A 22,483-nucleotide genomic window follows, 5' to 3' on the forward strand; every position below is an offset into this window, starting at 1 on the left:
GCACTGAGGAGGGCGGCCGTGAGCGCTGAAGAGGCATCCGCTGATGGGCCGGGGCAGGGCAGCGCGTCGGCTACGCCCGATGGCACCCATGCCCCGACCGTGCGGGAACTGTTCTTCGGCTTCTTCCGCATCGCCATCTCCGGGTTCGGCGGCAGTCTGCCCTTTGCCCGCCGGGAGATGGTGGAGCAGCGCAAATGGCTCACCGCCCGCGAATTCACCGACATCCTGTCCATCTGCCAGCTGATGCCCGGGCCGAACATCTGCAACATGTCGTTCTGCATCGGTGCCCGGTTCGGCGGCTTCCCCGGCGCCGTGGTCTCATTCGTTGGCCTGGTGGCCGCGCCGTGCGTGATCGGGCTGTCGCTGGCCTGGCTCTATCTCACCTATGGCCAGACGCCGGCAGTGTCCGGCATGCTGCGCGGCATCTCCGCCGGGGCGGTGGGCCTATTCATCGCGCTCGGCCTGAAGATGGCCTGGGTGGAGCGCAAGAGCCCGTTCATGCTGGTGTTTGCCGCTTTGGCCTTCGTCGGGGCCGGGCTGCTGGGCCTGCCGCTGGTGGCGGTGATCCTGGGGCTGGCACCCTTCTCCATCCTGGCGGCGCGGCGGTGGGCCACATGACCGGGCGCGGATCGCTGGGGGACGTCATCCTCCAATTCTTTCTGGTGTCGTTCCTGGCCATCGGCGGCGCCAATGCGGTGATCCCCGAACTCCATCGCATGGCGGTGGAGAGCCATCAGTGGATGAGCGACACCACCTTCACCGATCTGTTCGCCATCGCCCAGGTGACGCCGGGCCCGAATGTGATCCTGGTGACGCTGATCGGCTGGTATGTGGCCGGCATCCCCGGCGCCATCGGCGCGACCCTGGCCATGTGCGTGCCCGTGGGCACACTGGCCTTTGCCTTGACCCGCATCTCCCACCGCTTCCGCGACGCCCCGCTGCGCTTCGCCATCCAGCGCGGCCTCTCGGCCCTGACCATCGGCGTGATCCTGGCCAGCGCCTATATCCTGATGCGCGCCTCGGACATCAACTGGCAGTGCTATGCGGTGACCGGCATCTCCGTACTCGGCTCCCTGCTCACCCGGCGCCATCCGCTGTGGTGGATCGGCGTCGGCGCGGCGGCCGGGGCCGGGGGGCTGCTGTAGGCGATTGTCCCAAATCAAGGGGCCGGACGTAAGGTCAGCTAGGTTACACTCCGAGGAAAATAGGAGGATGCCTGTGCTGTACAATCTGAAGAATCTGTTCGTCGGGGTGTCGTGCGAGAGCAATTGGACCGATACCTCCTGCGCCATCGCCTATGGCCTCTCCCTGGCGCAGGCGGCGGGCGCGCGGCTGACGGTGCAGTCCGCCTCGCAGAAATTGTTCCTGCCCCACAGCAGGCTCAGCGACGTGGTGGCGGGCATGGTGAGCGCGGAGAATACCCGCCTCCAGGAGTCTGCCGGCAAGATCGCGAATGATACACGCGCGGCTGCGGAACTTGCGGGAATATCATGCCGAACGGAGGTTCCGCACATGTCGCATGTGGAGCTTGTGACAGCGTTCTTGTCGGAAGCGCGGGTCCATGACCTGACCATCATCGATGCGGAAGCCTCCCCCTGGTCCCCGGACCGCGCGATCATCGAGGCGGCGGTGTTCGAGTCCGGGCGGCCGGTTCTGGTCGTCCCTCAGGGCACCGAAACCTTCAAAGCTGACAGGATCTTAGTGGCCTGGGACGGCAGCGCCCGGGCGGCGCGGGCGCTCAATGATGCCCTGCCGATCCTCAAGGGCGCGGCCCTGGTGGAGGTGGTCTCCGTGCAAGGGGAGAAGGATCTGGCGGGATCGGTGCTCGGTGCGGAACTGGCCCCGCACCTGACCAGCCACGGCGTAACCTTCGTGATTACTGATCTTCCCGTGGTCGGCCGCGATGTGGCGCAGACCTTGCGCAATCATGCCGAGAAGACCAAGGCCGACATGATCGTCATGGGTGCCTATGTGCATTCCTGGTTCCGCCAAGTGGCATTGGGCGGGGTAACGCAGTCTCTGCTGAGCACAAGCCCCATTCCGCTTTATCTGTCCTATTGATCAGGCTGGCTGCGGCTTGCGCCGCAGCCGCCGCACAACGCCGGCCCAGCCGCCGGCCACCAGCGCCACCGTGATGACGACGGCCCATTGGGCCGCCGTCGGCGGCGACAGCCGGAAGATGGCGGTGAGAGGGGGCAGCAACAGGATCGCCGCCACCACCGCCGCAGCCACCCCGCCGATGATCCAGAACGCCTTGCGCCGGGGATCAAGCAGAGCCGTGCCCGGCGCCGCCGCACTGGCTAGAGCCAGGATAAGATTGGACAAAATCAGCGTCAGAAACGCCCCCGTCCGCGCCTGGTCTTCCGGATATCCGGCCCGCAGGGACAGGATGTAGAGGCCAAGAACTGCCAGCATCACCACCGTGCCCTGAAGCACGCCGAACAGGATCTGCCGCCCGCCGAACAGCGGCTCCGATGCGGGCCGGGGCGGGCGGTCCATGGCGGTGCGCTCGCTCGGCTCACCCTCGAACACCAGCGCGCAGAGCGGGTCCACCAGCAGTTCCATCAGCACCACATGCACCGGGTACAGCACCGGCGGCAGGCCGAGCAGGATGGGCAACAGGGCCAAACCGGCGATCGGGATATGAATGGCGGTGACATAGGTCAAGGCTTTGCGGAGATTGGTGAAGATGCGCCGCCCGAGGCGAATGCCGCCGACGATGGATACGAAGCGGTCGTCCAGCAGCACGATGTCCGAGGCCTCACGCGCCACATCGGTCCCGCGCTGGCCCATGGCGATCCCGATATGGGCGGCCTCCAGAGCTGGGGCGTCATTGACCCCGTCGCCGGTCATGGCCACCACCTCGCCATTGGCCCGCAGCGCCCGGATGATGGCCAGCTTCTGCTCCGGCATGATCCGCGCGAACACCCGCACGTTGTGCACCTTCTCCCGCAGCGCATCCCCATCCAAGGCCGCCAGCTCCGGACCGGTCAGCACGCCGTGGGTAATGTCGATCCCGGCCTGCCGGGCGATCTCGCGGGCGGTGGCCGGATAATCGCCGGTCATCATGGCGACCGCGATCCCAGCGCGCCGGGCCTCGGCAATGGCGCCGGGCACATCCGCCCGAACCGGGTCGGCGAACGCGAGAAGGCCTTCGAACACGAAGGCGGCCTGGGTGGGAGCCTCGGCCTCATGGGTTGCAGCGCGGCTGGCAACGGCGAGGATACGCAGGCCTTGTTCCGCAAAGGCCGAGACCTGCCGGGCAACCTCCGCCCGGCCCGGCTCGTCCATCCGGCAGAGCCGGGTGATAGCTTCCGGAGCGCCCTTTGCGGCGAAGATCAACGGATGCCCCTGAGCGTTCGTGCGCCAAAGCTGAATGAAAGCCAGCAGGTCGGAGGTGAGGGGAAAGGTTTTGAGCAGAGCACTCCTTTCGGCGTGCCCGGCTGCGCCGGATGCGGATGCGGACACGGCGCGCACCGCGCGATCCATGGGATCGACCGGCATCGGTGCCGAGGCCAGAGCGGCCATGCGCAGGAGATGTTCGCCACCCGCGTTGCGCGGCTGGCCGGTGGCAATGGCCACCGTCGCTTCGCCCACCTGGAGCGCCACCAGCGCCATCTGGTTTTCGGTCAGGGTGCCGGTCTTGTCGACGCACAAGATGGTGGCGGCCCCAAGGGTTTCCACCACAGCGCCCCGGCGCACCAGAACTTTCTGATTGGCCAGCCGGAAGGCGCCGAGGGCCATGAAAATGGCCAGCACCATGGGAAACTCCTCAGGGATCAGTGCGATGGCGAGCGTGATTCCCGCCAGGGCGCCGCTGATCCAGTCTCCACGCAGGAGCCCGTAGGCCAGCGTGACGACGCCGCAGAAGGCAATGGCCAGGATGCCAAGCTTGCCAACCAGCCGCGACATGGCGCGCTGAAGCCGGGTGGGCTCGCTTTCGATGGTCGCCAGCGAGGTGCCGATTCGGCCCAGACGGGTGGCCGATCCGGTGTGGAGCGCCTGAATCACACCTTGCCCGCGCACGTTCAAGGTTCCGGTGAAGACAAATGGCGTGTGGTCGCCACCGGGTTCCGGCACCCCCTCGGCCCCCGCTGCCTCCGGCGCCACCTGCTTGAACACCGGCACCGACTCGCCGGTCAGAGCGGATTCGTCCACCGTCAGTGCGTCACCGGCAACCAGAACGCCGTCCACGGGCAGCCGTTCGCCCTCTCCCACCAGGATGATGTCGCCGGGAACCAGCTCATGCGCCGGAATGCGGATCTGTCGGCCGCCCCTGACCACCTGGGCAAAGGGCTCCGCCAGATCGCGCAGGGCTGAGAGCGCCCGCTCGCTGCGCACCTCCTGAAACACCACCAGCCCGATGGTCACGGTGGCACCGGCGAGCAGAAAGAGGCCCTCTCCCAGACTTCCAATCACCAGGTAAAGGCCTGCCGCCCCCAGCAGCAGCAGGAACATCGGCTCGCGCAGGGTGCCTAGGATCACCGCGGCAAAGCTGCGCGTGCGCTCCTCCTGCAGACTGTTCGGCCCGAATTGCACGAGCCGCCGCGCGGCCTCTCCCGGATCCAGACCTGCGCTGCCGGTGAAGCCGTGGGCGGAATAGGAGGGAGGCCCAGTTCGCTCCGCCGCAAGGGGCGGTTGGGGAGGAGACGTCAACACTGGCATCTGCGTACCCCTGACTGATCCACATTACGGTGTGTCAGTCACCATGGGCGCAAATGTTCATCCACCGCCTTGATGCATCACAAGGGCAGAAGAGACATAAAATCGTGTGCCGCCGATCGGGCCTAGAAGGCCTTGAAGGTGATGATGGTGCGGGTGTCCTGAATGCCGGGCAGTTTCTGCACCTTTTCATTCACGAAGTGGCCAATGTCGGAGTTTTCAGCCACATAAAACTTCACCAGCAGGTCGAAGTCTCCCGCGGTCGAATAGATTTCGGAGGCGATTTCCGCGTCCGCCAGCGCGTTGGCGACCTCATAGGACTTTCCAAGCTGGCATTTGATCTGAACAAAAAAGGGGATCACCGGATGGCTCCATTCGCGCCCGCTCGTGCGCGCCGCCAAAGTGGACAAAACCATCCGCGGTGGCAAGACGGACCGGTGGGGAAACCGGATGCCTGGCGCCTCGGCTTGAACCGGCTCGTTGGCGCGGCTACATCTCTCAAATCTCGTCGGGGTGCCGCCCATCATGGGCGGCTGAGAGGTGGCCGCACCAACCCGCGAACCTGATCCGGATCATGCCGGCGGAGGGAAACGAGACGTGGCGCATGGGTGCTCCGACTCCCCCTTCGATTGCTTTTGAGGCGACGCGTGGCTGAGCCCATCCTGTCCACACCCATCGCGGTGACCATTGCCGGTTCAGATTCCAGTGGAGGCGCGGGGATCCAGGCCGACCTGAAGACCTTTTCCGCCCTTGGCGTCTATGGCGCCAGCGTGATCACCGCTTTGACCGCCCAGAATACCCAAGGGGTCAGCGCCATCCATGACGTGCCCGCCGACTTCATCGGCCAGCAGATGGATGCGGTGTTCAGCGATCTGGCGGTGCGGGCGGTGAAGATCGGCATGCTGTCGCGCCCGCAGAGCATTGCGGCGGTGGCGCAGGGGCTGGAGCGCCACGGCGCCAGCCTGATCGTCCTTGATCCGGTGATGGTGGCCGCTTCCGGCGCCCGCTTGCTGGAGGATGCGGCGGTGGACAGCCTGAAAGCGCTCCTGCTGCCCATGGCCGATCTCATCACGCCCAATTTGCCGGAGGCTGCCGCCTTGCTGGGCGAAGCGGTTGCGGCGGATGAGGCCGCCATGCACGCCCAGGGCGAGCGACTGTTGCGGCTGGGCGCGAAGGCTGTGCTGATGAAGGGTGGCCACGGTACCGGGGCCGAGAGCGTGGATCTGCTGGTGACACCGCGCGGCGTCTCGCGCCTTCCTGCCGCCCGTCATGTCACCCGCAATACCCACGGTACCGGCTGCACGCTCTCCTCTGCCATCGCCGCCGGCCTGGCGAAGGGCCGTGATCTGGCCGGCTCGGTGGCTGATGCCAAGACCTATATCACCGGGGCAATCGCCGCTGCTGATGGGCTCGACATCGGCCACGGCCATGGCCCGGTGCATCATTTCTATGCAATCTGGCCGACCCTGCCCCTCTGATCCCGATGCGTTTTGGCTGACGCGCAGCAATGTCTTGCCCGCAGCGATCTTGCCCGCGGCGGTTATTTCCCGCTATCGTCCGGGAAAGCGAACGGCTGTTCGGTAAAAGGGAGCATCATGGTTCAGCGCGAGAGGTCCGCCGAGCGCGGCAGCGGATTGGAGCCCGGCGCCCACGCCATCACCGGACAATTGGGCAAGACCATTCAGCGCCTGCGGAAAGCCTATAATCTGTCCCTGTCGGACCTTGCCGAGCAATCCGGTGTGGCCAAGTCGATCATCAGCCAGATTGAGCGCAACGAGACCAATCCGACGCTGGCCACCGTGTGGCGGCTGTCGCAGGCCCTGGACATCACCGTGGAGCGGGTGCTGGCATCCTCCGACGAAGCCCCTTTCGTAGAGAAGCTGACCCGCGCCGACACCCCGATGCTCATGTCCGAGGACGGGCTCTGCCGCCTGGCCATCATCGGCTGGATCAAGACCGTCGAGTGGCTGCAATATTACGATTTCCACGCGGAGCCGGGCGGGATGCTGGATTCCGAAGGCCACCAGCGCGGGGCGATTGAATGCTTGTCCGTGCATGCGGGCGAATTGCAGGTGGAAGTGGGCGGGGTGATCGAAACTGCCAAGGCGGGGGAGACCTTGCGCTATCGCTGCGACCGTCAGCACATCATCCGCAATGTCGGGTCGGTGCCGGCCCATGCGGTCATGGTGTGCCTGCTGAAGGCGGCGGTTCTGGATTGATCCGCGCCGCCGCGTCTCCGTGCCGGTGAAGGGCCTCACCCAAGCAGAGCCCATCACCCAGCGGTGTGTGCCGCCGGGTGATTCTGGGGCCTCAGTAGACGTCGCGGCGGTAGCGGCCCTCGTCCGCAAGGGCTTCGACCACCGCATGGCCGAGAACCTCGGCGAGCACGCCATCCACGGCCGGCGCCATGCCCTTCAAGCTGCCGCAGACATAGATGGTCGCCCCATCCGCAACCCAGGCCCGCAGCGTCTCCGCGGAGTGCCGAAGACTGTCCTGGACATAACGGCCGGGCTCATCCCGAGAGAACGCCACGTCTAGCCGCTCCAACGCGCCCGATGCGGTCCACCCGGCAATCTCCTCGCGGAAATAGAAGTCGTGGGCTGCGTTGCGCTCGCCGAACAGCAGCCAGTTCCGTTCATGGCCGGCATTTATGCGGGCCTTCAGGTGCGCCCGCAGCCCCGCAAGGCCGGTTCCGTTTCCGATGAGGATCATGGGCTGCGCGCCGACCGGGGCATGGAACGCCGCGTTCCGCCGGATGCGCAGTGCAATCTCGCTGCCCACCGGGGCATGCACGGTCAGCCAACCCGAACCCAGGCCATAGCCATCGGCCGTGCGGGTCTGGCGCACCAGCAGTTCCAGTCGGCCATCCCGCGGAATGGAGGCGATGGAATACTCGCGGTGGGGCAGGGGCTTGAGCTGATCGGCCAGCGCCTGTGGCGCCCAGCCAGCCACATCTCCCGCCGCAGGCAGCAGGCGCTCGGCGAGAACCGATCCGAGCGTCAAGCGCTGGCTGTCCAGCTCAACCGGGGCGTCCGCCGCATGGCCGGTCGCGGCAAGGAATGCCTCGACGGTGCGGGGATCGTGGCGCGGTCCAAGCTCCGCAATATCGCCGGCCTGCCATGACAGGGTGCCGGGCTCCATGGGTTCCAGCACCACATGGAAGGTGGGGAGGCCGACACTGCCGGCATTGAGGCAGGTCCGGCTCACCAAGCGCCAGGCCTGATAGTCGGGCGCGACCCAGTCCGGCAAAGAGGTGTTGCCTGATAAGGCGCCGAGCTGGGCCTGCCAGTGGCGCAGCGCGCTCGGGTCGTTGCCGTCCACTTCGACGCGATCAAACAGCGGCGTCGCACCCTGGGTGCGCAGCCACGTATCCAGTTCGCGACCAAACCCGCAAAAGCGTGAATAGGACCGCTCTCCCAGCGCCAGCACGCCATAGTCCAGCTGCGAGAGGGCGGTGGACTGACCCATCACCTTGCGGGCGAAGGCGCGGGCAGCGTCCGGTGGCTGGCCCTCGCCGAAGGTGGAAACCACAAACAGCGCCCGCCGCGCGCCGGCCAGGGTTTCCGCCGCAAGGCCCTCCAATGCGGTCACCTGCACCGGTAAGCCTGCAGCCTGAAGGGCGCCGGCGCTCTGCCAGGCCAGACGCTCGGCGGTTCCGCTTTGGCTGGCGAAGGCCACCAGGACGGGCGCGGCCGCGACATCTCCGTCCAGGACAATGCCGGCTTCCTGCGCGTAGCGCGCCGCCTCCCGCTTCTTGCGGCGGCGATCCAGATACAGCATCCAGCCGGTGACCGTGAACAGGGGCATCAGCAGGCTGGCAATCATCATCAGGACGGTGCCCGGCAGGCCGAAAAAGCTGCCCGCGTGTAGCGGGAAGAGGCTGCTGGTCAACTTCTGTCCGGCGGGCAGATCATCATAGCGGCGGTGCTCGCGCACCTTGCCCGCGGGGTCCAGAACCAGGGTATTATTGGCCCGTTCGTGGGCCGCGTTCGGCGTCTGGTAGCTGATGGTGAGCGGGCCATTGCCGGCCTGCGGCAGCCGCAAGGTGGCAGTGCGGTAGCCGCCGCTTTCCTTCAGGAACACGGCCCAAAGGCTGGGAATGTCGAGCGACGCCGGCCGTCCCGCCCCCTCGCGCGGCCGGGGCGCGGTCCCCGCTAAGGCCGGCGGCTGTTGGCCTTGCCCGCCCGTCCCTTGTCCCGCGGCGCCCTGTCCCGGTGCCGCTTGCGGCGGGCCGCCGCGTTGGGCGGGGCGCGGCGTGCCGGTGATGTCGAACAGCGCGCCGCGATACCAGTCATAGGACCAGGTCAGACCGGTCAGCGCGGCCAGAAGATAGAAGGGCAGCACCCAGGTTCCGATGATCGAGTGCAACTCCCACAGAAGGGAGCGACCGCGACGGGTGAGGTCGAGAGCAAACCAGCGGCGCCACGCCAGGACATTGCGTGGCCAGCGCAGGTACAGCCCGCTCAGGGACAGAAAGATCAGCAGGGCGGTCGAGGCGCCGACAATCTGCTTGCCCACGTCGCCCACCGCCAGCCAGCGATGCACCTGCATGGTAAAGCGGAAAAAGTCCTGCCCCGCCGGATTGCCCAGCAAAGCCCCATCATATGGATTGACGTAGCGCATCTCCCCGCGCGGTCCCTGGGCGCCGGGGGGCGGCGCGAACATGACGCGCGCGGGCCGTTCGGGGTTAGCGGAGACCGTAAGGCTCGAGATGGTCTTGCCCGGCTCAGCCTCGCGTATACGGGCCAGCAGGGCTTCGGGCGCCAACAGCGCGGCGTTCTGGGGCGCAAGGCTCAGAATGCCGGGATTGAGCTCCCGCAGGATCTCATCCTCAAACGAGAGCATGCCGCCCGTGACACCGACCACTGCCAGCACGATGCCGGCGGTGATGCCAATGAACCAGTGAAGCTGGAACAGGATGGCTTTGAGCATCACGCAACCGTCCGCAGGATCTGGGCAGATGGACCGTCGACGAACAAAGTCGTGCCGCGCAACCGCAGGCATCGCAACGAAGCCATGAGAACCCCTGAACCCGAAACCACTGAAAACGACGGATTCAAGCCATAGCAATGGGAAGAGGTGGTCTCAATACGCCATATCTTCTATGGAATAGTTATAAATATAAATAGGGGCGTAAACCCCATGTCGAGTATGGAGTCCTTGCACGCCGTTCAAGCCAATTTGGTTTCACTCTAAACTGGCTTCCCGGTGCGCCCAAGACGGCACTAATGCTCCGTCATCTGGCAAGGTGCCCGAGATCGAGCGCAAGATAGACCGCTAGTGTCGGGAGCAGCTAGCGCCAATCATCCAGCCGCCATCCGCTCCAACAGGCACGCGCGCGCAAAAGCCCGATCATGTCGTCAGATACGGAGCGGCAAGCAGGGAGCCGCTGCCCCTCAGACTCATGCGAGAGGGCGCCGTCGATGTCCGATTGACGAGCGGATCAGCGTTCGACGAATGCCTTCTCGATCACATATTGGCCGGCCGTCGTCTGGCTGCCTTCCGCAAAGCCACGCGCTTCAAGGGCTTCCACCACATCCTTCAGCATCTGCGGGCTGCCGCATAGCATCAGCCGGTCATCGGCGGGATTGAGGTCAGGGACGCCGATGTCGCTGAACAGCTTGCCGGTTTCGATCAGTTGCGTGATGCGACCCTGGTTGCGGAACGGTTCGCGGGTCACCGTGGGATAATAGATCAGTTTGCTTTTGACCTCGTCACCGATGAACTCGTTTTCCAGCAAGTCATGGGTGAGCAATTGATCGTAGGCCAGTTCGGCCACGGTGCGGCAGCCGTGCACGAGGATGATCTTCTCGAAGCGCTCGTAGGCGTCCGGATCTTTCACCACGGAGAGGAACGGTGCCAGGCCGGTGCCGGTGGACAGGAGATACAGGCGCTTGCCGGGCGTGAGGTTGTCCTGGATCAGGGTTCCGGTGGCCTTGCGACCGACCAGCACCTTGTCGCCGACCTTCAAATGCTGGAGGCGGGACGTGAGCGGCCCGTTCTGGACCTTGATCGACAGAAACTCGAGGTCTTCCTCGTAATTGGCGCTGGCGAGCGAGTAAGCGCGCAGCAGCGGCCGTCCATCCACCGGCAGGCCGATCATCACGAATTGGCCGTTGAGGAACCGGAAGCCCGGATCGCGGGTGGTGGTGAAGGAAAACAAGCTGTCGGTCCAGTGATGGACGCTCTTGACCGTTTCTTCGTTCAGATTGCTCATGGGGACCGGCTGGACTGGCGAGGAACGCCCCGGCGGGCGGGGCGGAGAGGGGTGCCGGCGCCACCAACAACCGGATGGCGCTGTAGTACGGCGTCTTTCACCCTATACCACGTATTTACGATGGTGCACTGCGGCTCCATGTCCTGCCGTCGCGTGTCGCCCTCAGGGGGCAATCACCGGCTGAAGGTGAGGCGCCAGGAAGGTGTCCAGATCGCCGCCGGAAAACAGCAGGCTGCGGATGCCCGCGGCGGTCCCGGCGTCCACATCGCTCGCCTTGTCGCCCACCATGAGGCTAGCCTCACGCCGAACCGGCCAGTGCGCCATGAGGTCGATCAACATGCCTGGTCCTGGCTTGCGCCAGTCAGATGTGCTGCGATAGCGCGGCAGCAGGGCTTCCGGATGGTCGGGGGCATAGCGGATATCGTCCAGATGTGCGCCCCGAGCGCGGAGCTGGTCCTGGAGTGTCGCATTGCACAGCAGAACCTGTGCTTCCTCGTAATAGCCGCGGCCGACGCCCGACTGATTGGTCACCAGGAAGACGTACCATCCCAGATCATTGGCCCGCTTCACCGCCGCGGCCGCGCCGGGCAGCAGCACCAGCCGATCCGGGTCACTGACATAGCCATAGTCTTCATTGAGCGTGCCATCGCGATCAAGGAAGAGGGCGGGGCGGGGCGGACGCACTGGCAGTCCATCGCAGGCCGGCAGGATCTGGGATCCGGCAAACACGCATGCCGCCACGGACGTGTCTTGCGTGAGCTGCAGCAGCATGGCGGGGATGTTGGGCGCTGCGGCGGCGGGCATCAGCGCATCCCGCCGCAGCATCGCAACCGCCATCGCCATGAAACCGGGCGCGCCGTCGTCTGTCCGCGCAGCCGCGCGGCCATTTATCAATGCAAACGGCCCGGTGCCCGGTACCAGCGCCAACGCGTCGTCGGCATCGGCAAGCTTGGGGACCAAGTTCAGCCAGTTGCCATCCAGCACAATGGCTGGATCGAACAGGGCGAAGTGGGCGTCCAGCAAAGACTTGATTTCGCTCAACGCCGCCGGGGCATGCGGCGCGCGGACCTCGACCAGCCGCACGTCCGGGAGTGGGGCGACCTGAGACAGCTCGGCCAACGCCTCCTGTGCGCGCGCCGCCCTCCCGGTTGGCACCAGGAGCACGGAACGGGTCAGGCCAAAGCGCCCGCAATCGGCCAGGAGGCGGCCCAACGGGGGCAGGGGAGCGCTGGCGTCCGCATCAAATCCCCAGGGGATCACCGCCTGCGCGGGCGCCATCCCGTGGTGCACCGATCATGCTCCAGGCGGCTGGAACAAGGCGGCTTCCACCAGTTCGCAAATGATGTGTCCGCACACCATGTGGACCTGTTGGATGAGAGGCGTGGACGCGGACGGCGCCCGCAGCACCAGATCCGCCAACGGTCCAAGATCGCGCGGGTCTTCCCCGGTAAAGGCCACCGTGGCCGCCCCGCGCTCCCGCGCCGCCTGGAGCGCCTTGACCACGTTCGGGGAGCGGCCGGAGGTGGAGAGACCCACCACCACATCGCCCGCGGTCGCGAGACCCAGCACTTGTCGGGAGAACACCTGATCATAGCCGTAATCGTTGCCGATGGCGGTGATCACGGACGAGTCGACCGTCAACGCCAGAGCCGGCAGTGGGGCGCGATCGAACCGAAAACGGCACAATAGCTCTCCGGCAAGATGCTGGGCATCACCCGCACTGCCGCCATTGCCGCACAACAGGATCTTGCGCCCCGCGGCCAGTCGCTCGGTCCAGAGCCGGGCGATCTCCGCAGTGGCATGCGCCAGTTCGGGGCCGGAAAGGGCCCGGTCCAGCACGTCCCGCGACTGCGTCAGATATTGCGTAACGCGCGGATTGAAATCATCGGGCATGACAAAAGCTGCTTCGCGGCTCACGGAACGACCATCCCAAAAATTCGATGTCCCCAAGATGGCCTGTCGGAACGGCGGGAGAAAGGCAGAGCCTGTCGCTCGCCGCCGATCCGCCGGGCAACCTCAGGCGCCTTCCGCAGCCACCTTGGCCAAGTAGGCGCCATAGGTCGACTTCTTCAAGGTTTCAGCGAGGGCCGACAGTTGCGCGCGGTCGATGAAGCCGGCGCGGAACGCCACCTCCTCCGGCGCGGCGATGCGCAATCCCTGGCGCTGCTCAAGGATCTGAACGAATTGCGCTGCCTCCACCAATGAGGCCGGCGTGCCGGTATCGAGCCAGGCAAAGCCGCGGCCCATGATGCTGACGTGCAGGTCACCCAGCTCCAGATAGGCCTTGTTGACGTCGGTGATCTCGATCTCGCCGCGCGGCGACGGCGCCAGATTGGCGGCGATGTCGAGCACCCGGTTGTCGTAGAAATAGAGCCCGGTCACGGCGAGATTGGAGCGCGCCTTGAGCGGCTTCTCCTCCAGCGACAGCACGCGACCATCCGGCGCCATTTCCACCACGCCATAGCGCTCGGGATCGTTCACCGGATAGCCGAACACCGTCGCGCCAACAGGGCGTTTGAGGGCCTCTCCGAGAAGTTCCGGCAGGCCGTGTCCGAAGAACAGATTGTCACCCAGAACCAGGGCCACCCGGTCATTGCCGACGAACTCACGTCCGACGATGAACGCATCCGCAAGACCGCGCGGGGTCTCCTGCACGGCATAGGAAATATTCAGGCCGAACTGGCTGCCGTCCTGGAGCAGCTTCTGGAACAGATCACTGTCATGGGGCGTGGTGATGATGAGGATGTCGCGGATCCCGGCCATCATCAGCGTGCACAGCGGATAATAGATCATCGGCTTGTCGTAGACCGGCAGCAACTGCTTGGATACGACAAGAGTGATGGGGTGCAGGCGCGTGCCGGAACCTCCGGCGAGAATGATACCTTTCACGGGGCCTCCACTGGGATTGGGGCGAGCAACGTATCCACCACTTCCGCCACGCGATCCTGCCAGGGCGCGGCGCGGAAGCGGAAAGCCCGCTCGAATTGACTGGAGTCCAGCTCGGAATTGGCCGGGCGTTTGGCAGGGGTAGGATATTCGGCAGTGGTGATGGGCGCCACCTCAGGATTGCGCCCGGTATGCTTGGCGGCGCGGGTCACGATCTCCTGCGCAAAACCGTGCCAGGTGGTGACCCCGGTACCGGCCAGATGATAGGTGCCCCAGCGGGCGGTGCCGGCGCTGGCAGCGAGCGCCGCCGCGAAGACGCCTTCGGCGATGTCGCGGGTCGATGTGGGGCAGCCGCGCTGGTCAGCGACGATGGTCAGCCGGTCCCGCTCTCCTGCCAGCCGCAGCATGGTCTTCAGGAAGTTCGCGCCATAGACGCCATAGACCCATGAGGTGCGCAGGATCAGGTGGCGCTCGCCCGCGGCACGCACCGCCGCTTCGCCGGCAGCCTTGGTGTGGCCGTAGACCCCCACTGGCGCGATGGGATCGCCTTCCACATAGGCGGTGGCCTTAGTGCCGTCGAATACATAATCGGTGGAAATGTGGATGATCGGCGTGCGATAGCGCGCACAGCGCTCGGCGATGAAGCCCGGGGCCATGGCATTGGCCCGCGCTGCCAGATCCGGCTCGCTCTCGGCCTTGTCCACGGCGGTATAGGCGGCGGTGTTCACCACCACATCGGGACGACGCGCCTCCAGCGCGCGGGCAATGGCGGCGGGATCGGTGATGTCCACGGCGGCGCGGTTGAGGCCGATGAGGTCCACATCCCGTTCGCGCGCCAAAGCGGTGAGTTCACGGCCGAGTTGGCCGTCGCAGCCGAACAGCAGAATGCGCATCAGGACGCGAGCCCCAGGCGCTGGCCGGCATAGCGATTGTGCAACGGCTCCCACCAGTGCTGGTTCTCCAGATACCAGTGGACCGTCTTGCGCAGGCCAGTCTCGAACGTCTCCTTGGCGGTCCAACCCAACTCGGTGGTGAGCTTGGTGGCATCGATGGCATAGCGCGCATCGTGACCCGGACGGTCGGCGACGAAGTGGATCAGGCGCTCACGATTTCCGATGCTGGCGTCCGGGGTGATTTCATCCAGGATGGCGCAGATGGTGCGCACCACATCGATGTTCCGCCGCTCGTTGCCGCCGCCGACATTATAGCTCTCGCCCGGCTTGCCGGTGGTGGCGATCAAGACCAGCGCCTCGGCATGGTCCTCCACATAGAGCCAGTCGCGCACATTCTCGCCCGTGCCATAGACCGGCAGCGGGGCGCCCTTCAGCGCATTGAGGATGGTCAGCGGAATCAGCTTCTCGGGGAAATGGAAGGGGCCGTAATTGTTGGAGCAGTTGGAGAGCACCGTGGGCAGGCCATAGGTGTGGTGCCAGGCTCGGACCAGATGGTCGGATGCCGCCTTGGAGGCGGAATAGGGCGAATTCGGCTGATAGGGCGTATCTTCGCGGAACAGCCCGTCGGCCCCAAGGCTGCCGAACACTTCGTCCGTGGAGATGTGGTGAAAGCGGAACGCCGCCTGCGCCGTCTCATCCAGCGCGCGCCAGTAGCGCAGCGCTTCCTGGAGCAGGTTGTAGGTGCCGTTGATGTTGGTGGTGATGAAGGCCCCAGGCCCATCGATGGAGCGATCCACATGGGATTCGGCCGCCAGATGCATCACCAGATCCGGCTTGAAGCTATCCAGCGCCGCCCGCACGCCCTCGGCGTCGCAGATGTCGCCCTGGACGAAGCTGTAGCGCGGATCACTGCTGACCGAGGCCAGCGAGGCGAGGTTGCCGGCATAGGTGAGCGCATCGAAGTTCAGCACCTGCACTCCGGTGCCGATGAGGTAGCGCACGACGGCCGAGCCGATGAACCCCGCGCCACCGGTGACGAGAATGCGTTGCGCCATGGATCCGATCTCTCAAGAATACGTAAAGGGGCTGTCGATGTCCTTCAGGCGCGGAAGGTCCGCATCCTTGTCGGAGACCAGGGCTTCCGTCACCGGCCAGTCGATGGCCAGATCCGGGTCATTCCAGATGATCCCGCCTTCACTGACCTTCGAATAGGCGCCGTCCACCTTATAGAGCACCTTCACGTCCGGTGTCAGGGTGCAGAAGGCATGGGCAAAACCGTGAGGAATCAACAGTTGTTCGCCGTGCTCGGCCGTCAGCGTGGCGCCGACCCATTGGCCATAGGTGGGCGATCCCTTGCGGATGTCCACCGCGACGTCGAACACTGAACCGGCGATCACGCGCACGAGCTTCGCCTGGGCAAAGGGCGGCGCCTGAAAATGCAGGCCGCGAATGGTCCCGGGCACGCTGGACAGGGATTCATTGTCCTGGATGAACGTGTGGTCGAGCCCGGCTGCGGCCAGTGCCGACAGCTTATAGGTCTCGCTGAAATAGCCGCGGCTGTCCGCGAAACGCGGCGGCGTGATGAGAACGACCTCCGGAATTGCGAGGCGGGTGATGGTTGTCATTTTTTCTAGCGTCTCCGCCGGGTCCCGGGCGGCGGGACGTTAACCGCCTCAGGATGTGGGCACAATGCGCGTCAGGGCCGCGGAGGCCGTGGTGTCAGACGCGGCTATAGACGTCCTCAATGCGGACGATGTCGTCTTCACCAAGGTAAGAGCCGGTTTGCACTTCGATGAGTTCCAACGGGATCCGGCCGGGGTTGGCGAGCCGATGCACGCAACCGACGGGGAGATAGGTGGATTCATTCTCGTTCAAGGTGAAGATGGTCTCGCCCAGCGTGACTTCGGCGGTGCCATGCACAACCACCCAATGCTCGGCGCGGTGATGGTGCTTCTGCAGCGATAGCTTGCCGCCCGGATTGACCACGATCTTCTTCACATGGAAGCGCTCACCGCGGCAGATGGTCTGGTAGGTGCCCCAGGGGCGGTGCATCGTGAGATGTTCATCCACTTCCCGACGATTGGTCGCGCGCAGCGAGGCCACCAGCCGCTTCACGTCCTGGCTTCGGTCCGCGGGCATCACCAGGATGGCGTCATCGGTCGCGATGACCGCAAGATTCTCCAGTCCAATTCCGGCAACGAGCGTCGTGTCCGAATAGACATACGAGTCACGGCTATCCACCAAGGTCACCGGCCCACGGGTGGTATTGCCATGTTCGTCGTGCGCATTGGCCTCGCGCACGGAATTCCAGGCACCGATGTCGGACCAACCGAAGTCGCCGATCACCACCGCAGCGTGCTTGGTGTGCTCCATGATGGCAAAGTCGATGGACTGGGAGGGGGCAGCCGTGAAGGCATCCGCCCCGAGCGTGAGGAAGCGCATGTCTTCCTGAATGCCCGCCACGGCCCGGACGGCGCAGTCGGTCATTGCGGGCACGAGCGCTGCACCCTCATCCAGCAGCATGCCTGCGCGGAACAGGAAGTTTCCGGAGTTCCAGAGATAGCCGTCCCCGACATATTTGGTGGCCGTCGCGGCATCCGGCTTTTCGACAAAACGCTCGATGCGCGAGGCGCCCTTTGCGCTCAAGGCCTCGCCCACACGAATATAGCCGTAAGCAGTGCTCGGCGCGTGGGGGGGGATGCCGAAAGTGACGATTTCTCCCGCTACCGCGGCCTGAGCGGCCATGCGGACGCACTCCAGGAACGCCGTTGTGTCCTTGACCACATGATCCGCAGCCAGCGCCAGCACGAGCGCATCGGGGCCATAGCGTTCGCTGACGTAGGCGGCGGCTGCGAGCATGGCCGGACCGCTGTCCCGGGTCACCGGCTCCAGCAGGACTGTGGGATCGAAACCGAGTTCAGAGGCTTGGCGGCGGGCAAAGAAGCGAAACTCGCTACTGGTCACCACAATCGGCGGATGGAACAGCAGCGGCGAAGAGACCCGGACCAGCGTGTCCTGGTAGAGGGTGTGATCGGACACTAGAGACAGGAACTGCTTGGGCAGACTCTGGCGAGACAGCGGCCACAGGCGCGTGCCCGTTCCCCCTGCCAAGATCACCGGAACGATCTTCAGATCCGCCTGCATCCTTGCCCCCATCGCGTCTGCGCAGCCCCTGGTCGCATATTGGAGGACGTGCGTCCACCCGTTCACCGGCCAAGGAGGAAGCCGACCGCTGGTTATGCCGAAATGGCCTCCAGCGCGAACTCACAGGTGATGCAGACGCCATTCTGGCCACGGGTAAGCCAGCCTTCGCGCAGGTCGCCGCTCATGCCGACAATCGCAATGCGCAGCCGGGCCTCCAGTTCACCGGAAGGGCCGGTGGTTACGACGCCCTCTCGCACCAGAAATTCCGTTGCAGTGTCAGGAAGGAAGGCCGCATCGTCGAACTCTGCTCCCACCAGACTGCCGAGGCTCCCACGCACCAGCGCGTGCCGAACATTGTGCCGGCGGCAGACCTCTTCCAGGGCGGCGCATACGTCGATGTTGGGTCGCAGCCGCGCCAGGAGCAAGGTGCGCTGCCCGCCTTCGGGGACCGGTGTCGGTTCCGGGGTGAAGAGCGTGAAGTTGGTTTCCGGATCGGGACGCGCGACGATCGTCGCGCCCCGTGTGCCCCAGGCGCGTGCCTGGGTGGGGCGGGATACGACACTCTCAAGCGGCAGGATATGCCCTCCCGCGAGAGCGCCATCCGCGGAATGCCAGATGGCATGGCAATGGATGAAGGGGCCTCCGTCGCGCGTGCCGTACGTGACGTTGGCGGCGGTGATGAGCGTCTCGCCCACAGGCGCATACTTGGCGCTGTACCATGCCGCATGATCGGGATCCGGCGAGGGCGCCGGCATGACATATTCGAACGGCGCCAGCGCGCCGTCGGTGAAGGACACGGCCGCGGCTGTGAACCCCGCGTCCATCAGTGGCCCGGCAATGGCTGCATTGAGGCTGAGGCCGGGCTTCAGGATGAAATCCAGCGTCTCCAGGGGCGCGGCGACACTCTCGATGCGCTCTAAGGCAACGGGCCCCGGTTGCTTCAACTGTCGCATGCGCCACTTGCTCCATCGCCAGCCCCCGCACGACGTGACGGTGAGGCTGGCCGACGTGCTCTAAGTCGCAGCGGGCACGATGTCCACCGGATGGCGAGATCCGACCCGCTGGCGGCTGCGCCAGATCCACAAGGAAGCGACGACCAGGAGGGTAAAGCCAATCGGGCCATGCGGGCTGGCGTGGCTGACCTGGATTTCCCAGCCGAAACCGACCAGCAGGAGCAATGCCGGCCACGGCGCACGAGCCGTGAGTGCAAGTGCCAGCGCCGCCGTGAGCGCCGCCGCAAAGATCGCCCAAGAGCCGCCCAGGCTGATGAACGAACCGACGCCTCCGGTGATGGGATCCACCCAATCCGTGTTCAGCAGCTTGATCGCCCCGGCGGCCTGTTCCGGGGTCAGGGTTCCCGCCGCCTGCATGGCCTCGACATTCAGAATCGACCGGCCCAGCCCGATGCCGCCGATGGAATCAAGTGCCGTGTAGAAGATCATGAACAGGAAGGTGAACGTCCGGGACAACCAGGCCAGGGAGCCCGCCACCCCGCCCTCGATGCCATCCATCAGGCCCCAGAGACCCACGGAGACCAAACCGAGGAGCGGAAGCTGGATCATGTGCAGCGCCACCCACCAGCGCGGTCCGAAATAGCCCAGCGCCTGGAACGCGGGCGCATAGGGTTGCGACGTGCACAGATAGGCGAACATGCCCGGATCGCGAGTGAAATTTGCCGGGTGAAACAGCTCCATCCCCGCCAGCACGAGGGGGGCAAACACAAGCCCCAGCCAAAACAGAATCGTCTTCGCCAACTGGTCGGTCACGGCGTGCCCCCATGCCTGTTTCACCAACGGTATTCTAACCGGGCAGGGGCTTGATCCAAGCACCGATCCACGCCCTGTCCCGAGACGCATAGCATGCATCTTTCTTGTGCATGCGTGCGGCGGGTGTGTCATGTTTCCCGATGTGCCGATAGGAGAGGCGTTGGCGGAGCCGCATTGCTGCGATATCCGTCCATGGCGTAGTTCTTGCTTTGTCGGCGCCGGAGTGCGCGTGGCTATCGTCCCCGCGCGCCAGGCCATAGCCAGTCCCGCGACCCCGTCGTCGGGATTAAACAATGGGGATATGGATGAAGAAGCTTCTGATTGCCGCTGGCCTGGTGCTGCTTGCCGGCACCGTCGCGGCGTCTGCGGACGTGCTCGACAAGATCAAGGAAAAGGGCGTCCTCACGGTCGGCGTCAAGGCCGACTACAAGCCGTTCGGCTTCCGTGATCCCTCGGGCGCCATCGTCGGCATTGAGCCGGATCTGGCTGCTGACGTGGCCAAGCGCCTTGGCGTGAAGGTGGAACTGGTGCCGGTGATCTCGGCCAATCGCATCGAGTTCCTGCAGCAGGGCAAGATCGATCTGATGATCGCCACCATGTCCGACAAGCCGGAGCGCCGGAAAGTCGTCCTGGCGATCGACCCGCCATACTATTCCGACGCGGTCAACATCCTGATGTCCAAGAAGGTCAAGGGTGTTGCCTCTTGGGAAGACCTGAAGGGCAAGGTGCTCTGCGGCACCTCGGGCGCCTGGTACAACAAGGATGTCGCCACCAAGTACGGTGCCGAAGTCAAGGCGTTTGACGGTTCCGAGAAGCCCCTGTTCGCGCTCAAGGGCGGCGAATGCATCGGCTATCTCTATGACCAGACCTTCGTGCAGGGCAAACTGCTCGACACCGAATGGTCCACCGACTTCGCCATGCCGCTGCCGGGCGTGATGGAAGCCCCCTGGATCCTGGCGGTCGCCCCCGGCGAGGACAAGTTTGCCAAGTTCATGACCGACACCACCATGGACTGGATGAAGACCGGCTTCATCGTCAATGAGGAAAAGAAGTGGGGGATCACCCCCACGGACTATTCCCAGCGCATGCACGCCAAGGCTAAGGGCAGCTGAGCTGCCTGACGCGCGCCGCTTCATGCGGCGCGCGTCATTCCCGCCCTCGCCGCGTCTGCCGCGCATGCCCGCCGCCCCTGGTGCCGCAGGCCGCGCGTGACCATTCCAGCCCCTCCTGATCGACCGGCCTGACCCCATGGATCTCGTCGCGGACTGGTTCCGCACCCTTTACGAAACCACCGGCATCAACCTGACCATCGTCTATGACACCTATGACCGGCAGCGCTTCCTGTCGGGCCTGGGCATGACGGTGTTTCTCTCGGTGGTGTCCATTGTCCTGTCCGTGGTGATCGGCGCCGTGGGCGCCTGGGCGCAGGGCTCGCCTCTGCGCGTGGTGCGGGCGCTGGTGAACGGCTTTGTGGTGCTGTTCCGGAACACGCCGCCGCTGGTGCAGATCTTCTTCTTCTATTTCGGTCTCGGGCACATGCTGCCGCGGATCGAAAACGCCGATGGAATGATGGTGCCGCTGGTCACCAACGTGCAGTGGGCGATCATCTCGCTGTCGCTGTTCGCCGGTGCCTTCAATGTGGAGATCTTCCGCTCGGGGATCGAGGCGGTGCCGCGCACTACCACCGAAGCGGCGGAAGCCCTCGGCTACACCCGTCTCGGGGTCTATCGCCACGTCCTGCTGCCCTTGGCGCTGCGGATCTGCCTCCCGGCCCTCAACAACAATCTGGTCAATCTGCTGAAGACCACCACTTTGGCCTATGCCATCGCGGTGCCGGAGACCCTGTACGTCTCCAAGCAGATCTGGACCGACTCCCAGAATGTTCCGGTGATGATGACCGTGCTGCTGATCGTCTATACCGGCCTGGTCGGAATCCTTGTCTTCCTTATGCATCGTTGGGAACGGATGCTGAGCATCCCCGGATATGGACAGGGGGCGGCGCGATGACCTCCGACACCTCGCCCGCACCGGCCTCCGTGCTTCCGGTCCTGTTGCCGTTCCGGGCCAGCCAACCGCGCCGGTTTGCGCCGCTGCGTCTCCAGTTCATTCACGCTGTCGGCTTCATAGGTCTCGCTCTGCTGGTGGGCGGCGCGGCCCATGCCCAGAGCGGCGCGGACCAATTGTCGGCGCTTGGCGTGATCTGGAAGTGGTTTCCGCTGCTGATGAGCGGCTTCATGTTCAATATCGCCATTTCCGTGCTCTCCATGAGTCTGGGCACCATCGCCGGCCTCGGATTGGGCCTGCTGGCCATCAGCCTGAACCGCCCGCTGCGCCGCACGGCCTGGGGCACCACACAGTTCTTCCGCAATGCGCCGTGGCTGGTGCTGCTGTTCTTCGCCATGTTCATGATCCCGTTCCAGTTCACTATTTTCGGCACTACCTATCCGCTGCCGGACTGGGTGAAGGCGGTGATCGGCTTCGCCTTGCCGGTGATGGCCAATGTGTCCGAGATCGTGCGCGGCGCGGTGGGCTCGCTGCCCAGCGGGCAGTGGGAGGCGGCGGAATCGCTGGCCTTTTCCCGCAGGAAGACCCTGTGGCTGATCATCCTGCCGCAGTGCGTGAAGCGCATGCTCCCGCCCTGGATGAACCTCTACTCACTGGTGACCATGGCCACCGTCCAGGCGTCCATCGTCGGGGTCACCGAGATGCTGACGCTGACCGCGCAGGTGCATGCGGCCGAGGGCGGCCGCCCCGATCTGCTGGCGCCGCTCTACGGCTTCGCCATGCTGTGCTTCTTCGTCTACTGCTATCCCATCGAGCGCTTTACCCTCTATCTGGAGCGGCGCTTCCACCTGCATCAGTAAATCCGCATCAATAGACCCGCCCATTCCGTTCTTTGCGCTGGAGATGCGCCT

21 protein-coding genes and 1 riboswitch are annotated in these 22,483 nt (G+C 65.1%); of the genes, 8 read left to right on the forward strand and 13 right to left on the reverse strand.

What is annotated here, in order from left to right:
- The first annotated feature begins 18 nt into the window (after nt 1-18).
- From AAG816_RS07090 to AAG816_RS07100, 3 genes are all read left to right on the forward strand, one after another.
- Nucleotides 19-618, forward strand: coding sequence for a chromate transporter (locus tag AAG816_RS07090; protein WP_341988874.1), 600 nt, complete (start codon nt 19-21; stop codon nt 616-618).
- Nucleotides 615-1,145 (forward strand): chromate transporter, encoded by a 531-nt coding sequence (locus tag AAG816_RS07095; protein ID WP_341988875.1) that lies wholly within the window; start codon nt 615-617, stop codon nt 1,143-1,145. Before AAG816_RS07090 ends, AAG816_RS07095 begins: the two co-directional genes overlap by 4 nt.
- Before the next feature lie 67 nt (nt 1,146-1,212).
- Entirely contained in the window at nt 1,213-2,061 is an 849-nt protein-coding gene (locus AAG816_RS07100; protein WP_341988876.1) for a universal stress protein, read from the forward strand.
- On the opposite strand, the gene AAG816_RS07105 is transcribed toward AAG816_RS07100, so the two are convergent.
- Both AAG816_RS07105 and AAG816_RS07110 read right to left on the reverse strand, forming a co-directional pair.
- Nucleotides 2,062-4,665, reverse strand: coding sequence for a cation-translocating P-type ATPase (locus tag AAG816_RS07105; protein WP_341988877.1), 2,604 nt, complete (start codon nt 4,663-4,665; stop codon nt 2,062-2,064).
- Nucleotides 4,666-4,787: 122 nt separating this feature from the next.
- A complete protein-coding gene (locus AAG816_RS07110) occupies nt 4,788-5,024 on the reverse strand; it encodes an Lrp/AsnC ligand binding domain-containing protein (protein WP_341988966.1) in 237 nt (78 codons plus the stop codon).
- Between the two features lie 137 nt (nt 5,025-5,161).
- Nucleotides 5,162-5,269: riboswitch (TPP riboswitch) on the forward strand.
- A 40-nt stretch (nt 5,270-5,309) separates the two neighbouring features.
- On the opposite strand from AAG816_RS07110, the gene thiD reads away from it, so the two are divergent.
- On the forward strand, nt 5,310-6,140 hold the full coding sequence (thiD, locus tag AAG816_RS07115; protein ID WP_341988878.1) for a bifunctional hydroxymethylpyrimidine kinase/phosphomethylpyrimidine kinase: 831 nt from the start codon (nt 5,310-5,312) through the stop codon (nt 6,138-6,140).
- 117 nt (nt 6,141-6,257) lie between these two features.
- Complete coding sequence (locus tag AAG816_RS07120; RefSeq protein WP_341988879.1) at nt 6,258-6,881, forward strand: helix-turn-helix domain-containing protein; 624 nt, start codon at nt 6,258-6,260, stop codon at nt 6,879-6,881.
- A gap of 91 nt (nt 6,882-6,972) precedes the next feature.
- Here AAG816_RS07120 and AAG816_RS07125 read toward each other — a convergent pair whose 3' ends face one another.
- The 11 genes from AAG816_RS07125 to AAG816_RS07175 form a co-directional block, all read right to left on the reverse strand.
- Nucleotides 6,973-9,594 carry a sulfite reductase flavoprotein subunit alpha gene (locus AAG816_RS07125; RefSeq protein WP_341988881.1) on the reverse strand — a complete coding sequence of 874 codons (2,622 nt, stop codon included), beginning with the start codon at nt 9,592-9,594 and terminating at the stop codon, nt 6,973-6,975.
- A gap of 511 nt (nt 9,595-10,105) precedes the next feature.
- A complete protein-coding gene (locus AAG816_RS07130) occupies nt 10,106-10,879 on the reverse strand; it encodes a ferredoxin--NADP reductase (protein WP_341988882.1) in 774 nt (257 codons plus the stop codon).
- A gap of 162 nt (nt 10,880-11,041) precedes the next feature.
- Nucleotides 11,042-12,157, reverse strand: a complete 1,116-nt coding sequence (locus tag AAG816_RS07135; RefSeq protein ID WP_341988883.1) for an HAD family hydrolase — start codon at nt 12,155-12,157, stop codon at nt 11,042-11,044.
- A gap of 15 nt (nt 12,158-12,172) precedes the next feature.
- On the reverse strand, nt 12,173-12,772 hold the full coding sequence (locus AAG816_RS07140; protein WP_341988884.1) for a D-sedoheptulose 7-phosphate isomerase: 600 nt from the start codon (nt 12,770-12,772) through the stop codon (nt 12,173-12,175).
- A 123-nt stretch (nt 12,773-12,895) separates the two neighbouring features.
- A complete protein-coding gene (rfbA, locus tag AAG816_RS07145) occupies nt 12,896-13,768 on the reverse strand; it encodes a glucose-1-phosphate thymidylyltransferase RfbA (RefSeq protein WP_341988885.1) in 873 nt (290 codons plus the stop codon).
- Complete coding sequence (gene rfbD, locus AAG816_RS07150; RefSeq protein WP_341988886.1) at nt 13,765-14,658, reverse strand: dTDP-4-dehydrorhamnose reductase; 894 nt, start codon at nt 14,656-14,658, stop codon at nt 13,765-13,767. Before rfbD ends, rfbA begins: the two co-directional genes overlap by 4 nt.
- Nucleotides 14,658-15,713, reverse strand: a complete 1,056-nt coding sequence (gene rfbB, locus AAG816_RS07155) for a dTDP-glucose 4,6-dehydratase (protein WP_341988887.1) — start codon at nt 15,711-15,713, stop codon at nt 14,658-14,660. Before rfbB ends, rfbD begins: the two co-directional genes overlap by 1 nt.
- A gap of 12 nt (nt 15,714-15,725) precedes the next feature.
- Entirely contained in the window at nt 15,726-16,283 is a 558-nt protein-coding gene (gene rfbC / locus AAG816_RS07160; protein WP_341988888.1) for a dTDP-4-dehydrorhamnose 3,5-epimerase, read from the reverse strand.
- A gap of 94 nt (nt 16,284-16,377) precedes the next feature.
- Complete coding sequence (locus AAG816_RS07165) at nt 16,378-17,802, reverse strand: mannose-1-phosphate guanylyltransferase/mannose-6-phosphate isomerase (protein WP_341988889.1); 1,425 nt, start codon at nt 17,800-17,802, stop codon at nt 16,378-16,380.
- 92 nt (nt 17,803-17,894) lie between these two features.
- Nucleotides 17,895-18,755, reverse strand: coding sequence for a DUF296 domain-containing protein (locus AAG816_RS07170; RefSeq protein ID WP_341988890.1), 861 nt, complete (start codon nt 18,753-18,755; stop codon nt 17,895-17,897).
- 60 nt (nt 18,756-18,815) lie between these two features.
- Nucleotides 18,816-19,568, reverse strand: a complete 753-nt coding sequence (locus AAG816_RS07175) for a hypothetical protein (RefSeq protein ID WP_341988891.1) — start codon at nt 19,566-19,568, stop codon at nt 18,816-18,818.
- A gap of 305 nt (nt 19,569-19,873) precedes the next feature.
- Here AAG816_RS07175 and AAG816_RS07180 point away from each other — a divergent pair, with 305 nt between their 5' ends.
- From AAG816_RS07180 to AAG816_RS07190, 3 genes are all read left to right on the forward strand, one after another.
- Nucleotides 19,874-20,680 (forward strand): transporter substrate-binding domain-containing protein, encoded by an 807-nt coding sequence (locus tag AAG816_RS07180; RefSeq protein WP_341988892.1) that lies wholly within the window; start codon nt 19,874-19,876, stop codon nt 20,678-20,680.
- Nucleotides 20,681-20,816: 136 nt separating this feature from the next.
- The gene (locus AAG816_RS07185; protein ID WP_341988893.1) at nt 20,817-21,575 is read left to right on the forward strand and encodes an amino acid ABC transporter permease; all 759 of its coding nucleotides are present in this window, start codon (nt 20,817-20,819) and stop codon (nt 21,573-21,575) included.
- Nucleotides 21,572-22,432, forward strand: a complete 861-nt coding sequence (locus AAG816_RS07190; RefSeq protein WP_341988894.1) for an amino acid ABC transporter permease — start codon at nt 21,572-21,574, stop codon at nt 22,430-22,432. The genes AAG816_RS07185 and AAG816_RS07190 overlap by 4 nt, the downstream gene beginning before the upstream one ends.
- Nucleotides 22,433-22,483: the final 51 nt, after the last annotated feature.

The sequence above is a fragment of the Azorhizobium sp. AG788 genome (genome assembly GCF_943371865.1).
Classification (GTDB): Bacteria; Pseudomonadota; Alphaproteobacteria; order Rhizobiales; family Xanthobacteraceae; genus Azorhizobium.